We start from the raw sequence: 11477 nt of genomic DNA on the forward strand, positions 1-11477 counted from the left end.
TATGTCCTTACGCAAGAAATAACTTATTTTTGTGCCAAAAATGCAAAGTAGCTTTCACCGGGCATTAAGCGTTTACTGTTGACTTGAGAAAAGCCCGTGCGAGTGAGCGAGCGTTTAAGTTGTTCAACATCAGGCAATGCCCCGCCAATATCACTTAAGCTGAACCAGAGATTTAACGCCGTGATGGCGCTACTGCCCCCTTGGCAACTGGTGGTCATGAGTAGCTGTCCACCCGGTTTGAGAAGCGAGTGGGCTTTGGCTAGCACTGCTTTTCGCTGGCTCTCAGTGAAGTAATAAATATTGTTATGTAACGTGATCAGGTCATAGTGTGATTCGCCTTGTAAATCAAAGAATGATTGATGGCGTAAATCGACACCTTTGATACCGTGCTTAATTAAGGTTTGACTAGCGTGGGCAACAACATCAGCTTGATAATCAATTGCGGTAATATCGCAACTGTTAAGACGTTTACTGAGGTACACTAAATACTTGCCAGCACCACACCCGACTTCTAAAATGGCCTTCGGTTGAGGTTGCTTTTTTAGTCCCCACTCGATGGCTTCTTCCACGAAAGGTTCTAAAATTTGGGATGACTGGGCAATCACTTTACCGTCTTGGTCTGAGAGTTGGTAAGCGTTGTTTTGTTTCATTCGAGTTGGGGCACTCAGTAGCGCGTCATAATGATAACGAATGGCTTCTTCGAACATGGCCGCAGCAATTTGATTTTCTTGTTTAGCTAAGTGACGACTTAGTTTACCTTTTAAACGATATCGGCCTGCGCTAAACCCAAGCTCACCTAAACGTACACCACATTCTAACCAAGCCTCAAGCGCATCTCGTTTATTGTCTTCAATGGTGAGTTGCTGCTGTAACTGGTCTAAGCTTTGTTCAGCTTGACTCAAACTGTTGAGTAAACCACTGGAGTTTGCTGCGGTGACAAAGCTGGTTCGATATACGGTATCTACTTGCTTTCCAAGGCGCAGGAACGCAAAGATATTTTTATCAAAGATGAGCTTTCTTAAAGTGCTTAATTGCATCATTTATCCTTAAAAATAGTAACGGATCCCAAACTGCAAAAGATCTGAAAACTGTTCAAATTCACTGTTTCTTTGCCCTTTCTGTGGGGTATAGGCCAGCGCGAGTCGTATTTGTAAGTTGTCACTTGCAGAATGGGTAATTACGGCTGAAATGTTAACGTGGTTGTCAATTAGGTTTTGGATTGCCAATAATTCATAGCGAGTTAAATCGCTCCATTCATCAGTGAAAGAAACCGCCATGTAACGCTTAGCAATTCCGAGGTTGGAAATGTTGCTTTGTGCGTAACGTTGTTGCCAAAGCAGATAATCAGAAGCAGTGTCGGCTGCCAGCGTTTGTTGAGTCCATTCGATGATCAACATGCCATTGGCACCGAGTTTCCTACTTAACCCTAGCAGCATGCGTTGCTGGGATGATTGCTCAAAAAGTTGTTTACTGGTTTGTGATAAATCACCGTATAAGTACTCGGCATATGCATCAACGTTGAGCCAGTCGATGAAATGCTGTGTACTCAAAGAGGCGTATTGCTGTGACTCTCGGTTTGCCAGAGTCAGCAGCCAAACACCCTGCTGTAAGCTTCCCTTTAGCGTTTGTAGCAGATTGACGTGGCCATTATTATTTACAGTGATAACGCTCTGGGTTTGTACTGTATTGGGGAAGAAATAGTCGTATTTAATGGCATCTACGCCTGACTTGTATAGCCTATCCAAATCGAAGACGTTAAATGCTCCAAGCGGGTCAATTGGTGAAAAAATCCGACCCAGACCAATCGTGATCGGCTGTCGACCAAGCGTGAGACTGCTACGAGAAAAACGGCGTTGCCAGTAACTCCAATCAAGCTGTCCGAGCCATTGATGATGGCTGTGTTCATCTTGCCATGTCGCAGCGAGTTTACGGTCAACAACTGGTGACGGTGTGAACATGGATAATGCCGATTGATTATCCACGTAATCGAAATCAATTTGTGCATGATTTACCCACTCGCCTTGCAAAAGGTAGGACTGCGATTCTAATCGAACGAATTGATTGGAGCCAAGTGCAGCGCGGTCATGGCCATCAATGGCAACGATATTAGCTTCATACACGCCAGACCACTTGGGTGCTGGCGAGCTTTGTGATTCTAATAGCAGATCAAAGTCATCTTCGAACGCGGTGCTGGTAACCTGCATTAATATGCAGGTACTGATGAGTACTTTTTTTATCACGATGGGATTGCCGCCGGCGAATGTGTCGATGAGATATGTTGCAATTGTTCGTCACGGATGACTTTGCCATCTTGTAGATGAATAACGCGGTGTGCACGTTCGATAACACGGGGATCATGAGAGCTGAATATAAACGTGATCCCTTGCTTTTGGTTCAAGGACACCATGAGATCCAGTAAGCTTTCGGTGGCGCGTGAGTCTAGGTTTGCTGTAGGTTCATCTGCAATGACTAACAAAGGCTTAGCTGCAATAGCGCGTGCAACGGCTACGCGCTGTTGTTGGCCGCCACTGAGTTGTGCTGGGAAGCGGTCTTTAAATTCACCTAACCCAACGGCTTCAAGCGTTTCTATGGCGCGTTGTTTTCTTTGCTTTTTATCGATACCAGAGAATTCCATTATCATTTCAGTATTCTCCAAAGCAGTTAGGACCGGCATTAAGTTATATGCCTGAAATACAAAGCCAATTTTTTCTCGGCGGATGTCTGCCAATTTATTATTACTGAATTTAGCAACCTCTTTGTTATCAAATTGATAGGTTCCATTTGTAGGCTGATCTAACATACCAATAATATTGAGCAGGGTGGATTTTCCTGAACCTGAAGGTCCTGCGATAACTGTGAATTCGCCTTGTTTAACCGTCAAATCTATCTCTTTGAGACAGTGGAAAGATTGGTGCTTGTCGGCAAAAACTTTATTAATTTTATTAAGAGTGATCATGATTATTCCTTTAGGCATCTTGGGCTGCAGCAAGCGGTGAACGGTGACCTGCACGGATCGCAGGGATCAAAGTAACAACAAGAGTAAGCAGAAAAACAAATAGAACGCTAAGTGATAGTTTGCTTGCGTCTAATATTGAGTAAAATTTGTCAGGTAATAATACCCCACCTGCTTCCATTGCAGTGCCAAAAACCTCTTTAAAGTCTAGACCTTGCGTTGCAAAGTGGTGATGTCCCCACAAACCTAAAGCAAGGCCAAGCGTGAGAGAAAAAGCACTGAGATATACCGCTTCTAGTAGCACAATTTTTGATACGGTACTGGGCCTTGAACCAAGTGCTATCATCATTGTGAATTCTTTTTTCCGCTTAAAAGTCGACATCAACACCGTATTCAAGATACCAACCGCGACTACGACATAGACGATAAGCATCAGTAGGTACATACCAGCAGCATCGAGCGTGACGGCCGAATAGAGTTCGGGAGCGGCAGTTTGCCATGGTGATATGTTCACATGGTTGAATGACGTTTGAAGTTGCGTGGTGGTGTGGGCTAAGCTTTCAGGTGTTTCTAGACTGTATAGACTAATTTGACTGACTTGATCTGGTACCCCTAACAGTGTTTGCAAAGTGTGTAGCGGGACCTCAGCCCAGAATGTATCGAGCTCATGTAAGCCGGTTTTGAAAATACCGGCTACCACAAATGCTGCGCGGGATAAATCGGCGCCACTGGCTGGTTTAGCTGTGATTGTGACTGTATCTCCAACACGTACTTCCAAGTTATTAGCCAAGGTTTCGCCTATGACAATGCCATCAAGGTGGTGGAATGGTTTACTTTGGGGGAACTCAGCGAGCGTTTTCCCTTTAGTGATGGCTCTTTGGTCGGCAATGGCTGACATTTTGACTTCTTTGGCAGGCTCTACACCAGAAATGGTTAATGCAACACCATGGCGGCCAGCTTGAATGAGTGCATCGACGCGTAATCGTGAAACGGCAGTCAACTCTGGTTTATTTTGCCGTATTTGTTGAATTAACTGGTTTGGTTGAACGATTAAATGCTGTAATGATGGGTCATCACTAAAGGATTTATGCTGCACGATGATATGCCCTAAGCCCATGCGTACGCCAATATCAATCATGGCCTTATGGCCTCCATCAGAGAGGCCCATAAATAAAACCATCATGCTAAAAGCAAAAACAATGATAACCGACGTTAAGCATGAACGGCGTTTATTTCTAAGTAAGTTTCGTAATGCGAGCTTATGTATCATGAGCTTCTCATTCCTTGTGCTGGTATTAATTTTGCGGCAGACAAAGCAGGGTATAGCGCGGCGAGCAATGCGATGATGAACATGACAAATACAGGAGTGAATAAGTTATCTAATGTTAATTTTGCTTTAAGTGCGGTGGTCATACCCACACCCGCCAAGCTAAATTCACCAAATTGGCTAATATCCCAACCATACTGTTGTAAATAGCTACCCAGCGTAATTCCCATGATAAGCCCAGCAATTGATGCGATAAGCGTAAGTAGTAAGGTTTCTATTGTCACCACCCACACAACATTACTGCCTTTTAGACCAAGCGCTTTGAGCAGGCACAGTTCTTTTTTGCGTTCCATCACACTGACCAGCATTGCATTCATTACTCCGACGCCAGCGATTAAGAAAATGATAAACACCAACGTGCCCATGAGCGCTTGATTTGACTGGATCAAGGCCAGTATATCTGGGCGTAACTGTGACCAAGTTTGTACGGTTAATGGTTGCTTATGCTCTGCAATAACCGGAGTGAGGGCATTCTGTGTACGTGCCACTGTGGTTAAGTCATATGTTTTGATGGCAATTTCATGACTTTGTTTGGGCAGCTGCAACAGTTTTTGTAGGTCATTTAAATGAAATATAATTCGAGTTCGATCTATAAGATCAGTACCCTGACGACTGGTACCAGCTACTTCTAGCTGTAACGATTGTTGGACTCCCATTGATGTTTCATACAATAACGTAACAACATCCCCTATATTGGCTTGTAAATTTCTTGCCAATTTCACACCTAAAATAACCTTTGGTGGCACATCCGGTAACGGTGCGAGTGTGTCAATCAGTTGATTGGTGTGTTGTTGAGTTGATGAGGTATTCGAAGATAAGCCATCTAATTCAGCAAATGCGGCAGCGACAGCTTGTGCAGTTAATTGTTCATCTAAGCGTAGTTGTGCATCGGTCAATGGACGACTTAATGGCCAAGGAGTCGGTTTGCTTAAAAATTCACCGCTGACCATTTGTTGTGCCAATGTTGTGACTAAACGCTCGTGCTGAGGTTCAACACCGAACAAACTAACACCCACAGATTTATCATTTTTACTGAGATAGCCAAAACTATATAATCTCGCCGCGACGGCAGAAATATCTTTACGGGCGCGCAAGACGTTGAGCAGCTCGGTATCGTGAGAAATGGTTTGCTGTAATTGGCGTTTTGCTAAATAGTCCTGCTGGTGGATTTGTAGATGTCCGACCTGTCCTGCGGTAGTGCCAGTGACTAAATCATGACTTAATCCATCCATGATGGCTAAGGTGGTGATACAAAAGCCAATACCTAAAGTGATCCCCAATGCGGTCACTGTACTACGTTTGCGGTTCCGTAGTAGATTTCGCCAAGCGAGTTTTATAAATAGTCTCATGTTTTGCCCTTATAAAAATGCTTGTTCTGAAAACTTACTTGCAGCGAGGTCAGTGTTAAATTTAATTTTTTGATAGTGCATACGGGTGAACTCTTGAGGTTTATCACTGACTCGCATTTCCATCACGGTGGGTACCAACATGCCATCCATATTTTTTACTTCTGAATAGGTCAATGTGCGTTCTGGATGCTTGTCCTCTTTTCGTCGGTAATAGGTCACTTGTTCAGGAAAAACACGGTCATTGTCGATATATAGTCTGTATAGCACCTTTGCCCACACAACGGGCGCCGATGGCTGTGGAGTGAGTTCAATTAGGTGGTAGTTACGAGCGTCTTTTTGCCATGCTTCTTTTGCTTCATAGCTGTAGTGCCTTGCTAAATCAGTTTCGCGCATCAGATCGTCATTACTAAAATGGCTGCCCATCCAACTCGATGCCAACATTGAACTACTCATAATTGTCGTGCGTTTATTTCGAGGTTCAAAAAATGAAATACGGTCATCGATTTTAAGCGTCATATTGCCTCGCCATAATGCTGGCCCGAGCATACGAACCATCACTTTTTGGGTATCGTTTCTATCGTCAGTAAGCACCAATAACGTAAAATCACGCTGGTATTCGGCCTTATTAATATTCATTTTCAGAACAGAAGCAGAGGTTTGAGCGCGTAAAATACGTTCAGCATTGTCTATCCAAAGACCTAACGGTAAATCTGTTTGTGCCTTACTGCCAAAAGAGGCAAAGCACATCAAGAGAAAAATGAGTTGTTTCATAATGATCCTTTTAGTGTTGTTTTAATATGCGCGACAATGATGTGCGATATCTAAATTGAGACGTAAATCCGGGATTAGCTTCACTGGTGCCCACTCTGGCAATAAACAAAGGGAAGTATTGCGGACCTAAATTGTGATGCAGTGCTGCTTTCGCATCTGGGTGTTGCAGAAGTACACTCAGCGGGTGGACTGCTAACCCTTGCGCGGTCGCTTGTAACCACATTTCAATCATTTTTTGTCCGGCACAGAGCCAATCATAAGTTGACTGTTGCGCATTTTGGTATAGGCAAATAATTTGTGTACTGTGTGCTGTTAGCTCCCCCAGTGTTTTTGCCATATGCTCAGCAAGTCCAAACTTTTCTAATAACGTCATTGTGATAGGGTTGAGCAATACTTGATGAAAGCGCCGCTTAAATAATGACATTGGTCCCATCAATTGTTGAATATTGAAGCCTCGGTCGCTATTCGGTGTCTTTGAGAAGTCGATAAATCGATATGTCTCTTTCCATGCATTGGCATGTTTGAAATCTTGACTGGCAAATTGACTAACAAGCTCAGCTGTTTGTTGGTGTTTGCGAGTATCTAAGCTTAACCACCTAATGTTCGGATTATGCCAAAGTTCGGTCGTTAATATGTGCTTCTGAGGCATTAATTTTGCACAACCACGTAGTGCGCCTCTGTGGGTATGTCGTTGTTCTAATAATGACTTTATGTGGTGAAATTTGGCTAAATCAGGCTGTGTCGGGTGATAGCTCAAATGGACTTCTAAGAGATAGCTGTGTTCACAGGCTGAAATATGAACGCCTTGCACTATTGGGCTCGATATCACACACTTAGCCCCCAATGACTCTAGCAAATTGATTAATACCGTACTAAAGCCTGCCAAACTCATCCACATTTCGTTCTGTAACGCAGGAAGTGCATTAATCATATTTTCACGGTTAAAGCCAATTTGAAGGCAGCCATCAAATGGTACACTTTGCGCGTACCATTGAACCTGCCAAGGCTGACAATTATGTGAAGAGGGCACGAGTTTTGCCAACTCCACACATTGTGCAACAAGATCAGCTAGCGGCTTGCAAGGTGTCATTTTGCGGTTTCTCCTGATCGAGTTCAAAGCCATGAATAGCCGCTAAAGCTTGCACTTGTTCTACCTGCGAGCAGGTCAGGGCGCCCATGCTGAAATGGCTAAATATACCGGCTAAACCAAGCAGCATTGTTTCGCCGCAACAAGCATATACTTGGCCTGATGGCAGTAACATGCCAGGCAAAGTGAAATGAGGATTATTAGGTAAATTAACGACTCCGCCACGGATCAATTTAACATTGGGGCGGGTCAATATAATGTCTTCAGGTACATCTTTTGGTACTGCGACATCACTTATTAATACTGGCTTATGTTGGGCAATATAGGCGGGGGTGAAAACTGTCGCTGGACTACTGGTATTACTGACAATGACATCGGCCGTTTGACACGTTTCAAATTGCTCACTAACAGTGATCAGCTGACGCGCGAGCAGCATACGTTGTAATGCTTTGATCAAGCTGCTCGGTGTCTCATTGCCTAAACGAGGGGATAACCAGTCTCGACATGCTTTTAGTAACCTCCCTCCTTTTTGCTGCGTATCTACAGCTAAGTAGAGATTTTCGCAAATAATATTGAGGGTTTTGTTAATGTTATTTGCACTGCCTGAGCGTGTTATTAGTAACAGAGATTGGCAATATTTCGCTAGAATAGCACTGTGTACTTGACCAATATTGCCTGCAGCGCCACATATTGCGATTGACGCATGTTCTAAATCAATACCATGACGTACTGCGCTACTTAAAACAGTATTGATACTGGCGGCGACGGTAAGGGCATTGCCTGATGTTGCAGCAGGTGTATTGAACGTAAAGTCGCAGCAGTTGTTGGTAACAATTGAGGTATAGCCACCAAACCCAACCAGTTTACATCCTTCTTCACGCGCTAATCTGTAGGCTTCATGGACTTGGCTACGAATGACTTTAGCTTGATTGAAGCGCCTATCAGCTTCAATACTTTCAGCATCCATCTGAATACCGAATAATACCAGTTCAATTTGCTTTCCGGTATTTGAGGTGACGCGTCTTCTAGCTAATATACTGGGAATGGTGACGGGTAGAATATGTTGATTGAGCTCTTCTTGCTCATATTCATCGAATACCTCCCAACCGGGGTCAATTTCGTTAAGGCTATTGAGATCAATTAGGTGACTAATAAAAGCGACTTTATCAATTCCTGCGCTGATGGGTTCATCACGCTGTGGATGATTCATGATTTTATTGCAAGGACTAACGGCTACGTCGCTGTGAATTAAATGAGCCAACAAAGGGGCAATTTGATGGCTGCGAATTAAGTCAAAAGCGGTTCGAAATGCGCTAACCACGTTAGGGATTTGGGTAAGACAGAAGTAACCTGAAGGCTGCATTCTCAGTACTTTACGTTTACCTAAAGATGGTAATACGCGAATGTGGTGTTTATGTAGTAAATAACCCGCTAAGGTCATGGAGAGCACATTTTCACTGTCTAAATTAGCGATAGTGGCACTGGGGTGATTAGCTTGTGACGCCAGCTCTATTCCCAACATACACCCACTGCCCCGAACATGTGCGATCATATCGGGATATTCCTTCGCAAGCGTTGAAAATGCACTTAAAAATGCGTCACCAATACGTTTCGCTTTGTGTTCAATATCATCTCGGTCAATCAGTGCTAAAGTTTTTATTGCGACGGCGCTACTTAGGTCATCATCAGAAAATGTGGTACTGTGTAGCATACTGAACTCTTTATGATAACGACTCTTTTCGATGGCTATCGCCGATATTTTGCACAATCCACCCCCTAAAGATTTCGCCAAGGTTATGTAGTCATTTGGCGTGTTTAACCTCGAGCTTTCCAAAAATGAACCTGTGCGGCCCAACCCACATTGAATCTCATCGGCAATAATGGCGGTATCTGGGTAGTGAGTTTGAATATTTTGCAATAATGAGATATGTGCTGAGGATAGTGGCACGACACCACCTTCTCCTTGGATGGGCTCATAAATTAACGCCGCCAGTTGATTTATTGGTTTTTTCACGAGACGCACAGGTGAGAATTCAATATACCAATAGTGGCTTTGCCATGTATTTAATTTTTCAATAAACGCGTTGGTGTCGTTAATAAAAGTGGTATCAGTATTGTTTGATATAAAAGGCAAGCGCGCATCGCGATTATATGTTGTTGCCAGGCTCCCTCGGGTTTTCCCGTGAAACGCGCCCTTAAAGGCCGCCACTTTACTTGGCAAATTAAATGCAATTTGGTTTCTATATTCAATAGCAGATTTAAGCTCATCCAGCGTTTCAATAGGCTCCTGTTCAAGTAACTGTTCGCATTCAGTGAAAAAGTCGCGATTGAGTAGTGTATGATTACTTGATAGTCGAACGAGTAGCGTGCGCCAGTTTTCTGCACAGTCTTTTTGTGCGTTACTGAGCCGTTGAAAATATTCATATTGTGCATGCTTCAAGGCCGCCTCTACAGCCTCTGTTCCTGTATTTAATAATATAATTTGATATTGCTTTTGTGTTTCGCTGTAAAGTTTATCAGCCAAAACAGCACGCAACTGACGAGCCATTGGGCGTTGTGCACCTTGCACCCACATTGGCCGTTCAGCACTAAGCAATTGTTGCATTGTTTGTACTAATTCAGGGTGATTGTGGCCCAGTAACGTACTACCAAAGCCTCCTACTAAATCTAATACTTGATGTTGTTGGTCATCTTTTTTCCACGTGAGCATATCTCCTTTAGCTTGTGTAAACTCTACTAATAGCCCAGCACTATCTAGCAGGTCTTCTCGGCTTAATACTTCTTGTCCTAATCGAATTTGCATATGTTGTTTTCCTAAATCCACTGAGCTTTTAAGCGCTTGATGAGCGTGTTGCTGATATTGTTTTTGAGCACATTGGTGGTCCCAGAAAAAATGGCGCTGGGCATGGCATCTCGAAGCATTCGCTCAATATCACCACTTAAAACTCCCTTAGCCCCATGTAGCTGGACGGCAGTTTGGCCGTTACTAATCGCGGACTGAGACACGGTTATTTTTGCCAAACTACTGGCGACACCAGACACATCGCCTTTATCTAGGGACCAGGCAGCCTTATATAAAAGCAGCCGGCTAGACTCGTAGTTTAGATACATGTCGCATAATTGGTGTTGTACTGACTGATAGCTGGATAGGGGAGCATCAAATTGGTTTCGCTCACTGATATAACGTGCTGTTTTTTGTAGTTGCCTTTTCATTTGTCCAAGATAAAGTGCAAACAAACACACTCGCTCCCATTCCATAGAGACCTGGAAAATTGGCGCGCCAGCGCCTAAACGCCCAATAAGAGCCGACTCGGGTAATAGGCAGTTGTCGAAATATATATCGCCCATCGCGGTTGTGCGTAAGCCTGATTTATTATGAGGTGTTTTTGAAATTGATACGCCACATTCATGGGCGTCTAAAATAAAAGTAGAATAATCAAAGTAATTATCTCTATCTTCAGTACGAAGGTGTACCACCACAAAGTCGGCCGCAGGTGCATTTGTGATGTATTCTTTGTGCCCATTTAAAACAAACCCTTGGGTAGTTCTCTCGGCACGTGTTGTCATGGCGTAAATATCAGAGCCCGCTTGAGGTTCTGTAATTGCGTGGGTGCCAAGCCATGCTTCACTGGTGATTTTTGGTAACCACTGTGCTTGTTGCTGGTCGGACGCAAATGCGCGAATAGGATGGACACAGGCACATAAATGGGCGGAAAGTGCAAAAATTAGTCCAGAGTCTTCACAATGCTCAGCTAATGATTCAATGCCAGCTGTCAGCTCAAGGGCATTGAGGTTGTCGCCTTTCATACTGATTGGCAGCAGCCAGTTGCCAATGCCTTGGTTGATCAATTGACGAAATAAAGGCTTGGAAAATGTACCGGCCAAATCGCGTTGCGTTAAATCGTCAAGATTTAACGTTTGAGCAATCATTTTTGCTTGGTCTGCGACACGCTGTTGTTTTTCGGTAAAGTTAAAGTTCATCGTTGGTTC

At 43.7% G+C, this 11477-nt stretch carries 9 protein-coding genes; all 9 read right to left on the reverse strand.

The features are described 5' to 3' along the window. Positions 1 to 23 precede the first annotated feature (23 nt). The 9 genes from J8L98_RS18445 to J8L98_RS18485 are packed head-to-tail and all read right to left on the reverse strand — an operon-like array spanning position 24 to position 11468. The gene (locus J8L98_RS18445) at positions 24 to 1037 is read right to left on the reverse strand and encodes a class I SAM-dependent methyltransferase (RefSeq protein ID WP_210997643.1); all 1014 of its coding nucleotides are present in this window, start codon (positions 1035 to 1037) and stop codon (positions 24 to 26) included. Between the two features lie 9 nt (positions 1038 to 1046). Beyond that, positions 1047 to 2240, reverse strand: a complete 1194-nt coding sequence (locus J8L98_RS18450; protein WP_210997644.1) for a hypothetical protein — start codon at positions 2238 to 2240, stop codon at positions 1047 to 1049. Then, a complete protein-coding gene (locus J8L98_RS18455) occupies positions 2237 to 2956 on the reverse strand; it encodes an ABC transporter ATP-binding protein (RefSeq protein WP_192509899.1) in 720 nt (239 codons plus the stop codon). Before J8L98_RS18455 ends, J8L98_RS18450 begins: the two co-directional genes overlap by 4 nt. Positions 2957 to 2966: 10 nt before the next feature. Beyond that, on the reverse strand, positions 2967 to 4223 hold the full coding sequence (locus J8L98_RS18460) for an FtsX-like permease family protein (protein ID WP_210997645.1): 1257 nt from the start codon (positions 4221 to 4223) through the stop codon (positions 2967 to 2969). Beyond that, on the reverse strand, positions 4220 to 5629 hold the full coding sequence (locus J8L98_RS18465; protein ID WP_210997646.1) for an FtsX-like permease family protein: 1410 nt from the start codon (positions 5627 to 5629) through the stop codon (positions 4220 to 4222). Before J8L98_RS18465 ends, J8L98_RS18460 begins: the two co-directional genes overlap by 4 nt. A gap of 9 nt (positions 5630 to 5638) precedes the next feature. Further along, positions 5639 to 6400 carry an outer membrane lipoprotein-sorting protein gene (locus tag J8L98_RS18470; protein WP_210997647.1) on the reverse strand — a complete coding sequence of 254 codons (762 nt, stop codon included), beginning with the start codon at positions 6398 to 6400 and terminating at the stop codon, positions 5639 to 5641. 10 nt (positions 6401 to 6410) lie between these two features. Next, positions 6411 to 7490 (reverse strand): nitroreductase, encoded by a 1080-nt coding sequence (locus J8L98_RS18475; RefSeq protein ID WP_210997648.1) that lies wholly within the window; start codon positions 7488 to 7490, stop codon positions 6411 to 6413. After that, positions 7465 to 10290, reverse strand: coding sequence for an aminotransferase class III-fold pyridoxal phosphate-dependent enzyme (locus J8L98_RS18480; protein WP_210997649.1), 2826 nt, complete (start codon positions 10288 to 10290; stop codon positions 7465 to 7467). Before J8L98_RS18480 ends, J8L98_RS18475 begins: the two co-directional genes overlap by 26 nt. Positions 10291 to 10301: 11 nt before the next feature. Continuing rightward, entirely contained in the window at positions 10302 to 11468 is a 1167-nt protein-coding gene (locus tag J8L98_RS18485; protein ID WP_210997650.1) for an acyl-CoA dehydrogenase family protein, read from the reverse strand. Positions 11469 to 11477: the final 9 nt, after the last annotated feature.

It is taken from the genome of Pseudoalteromonas sp. MMG013 (genome assembly GCF_018100885.1).
GTDB lineage: Bacteria > Pseudomonadota > Gammaproteobacteria > Enterobacterales > Alteromonadaceae > Pseudoalteromonas > Pseudoalteromonas aurantia.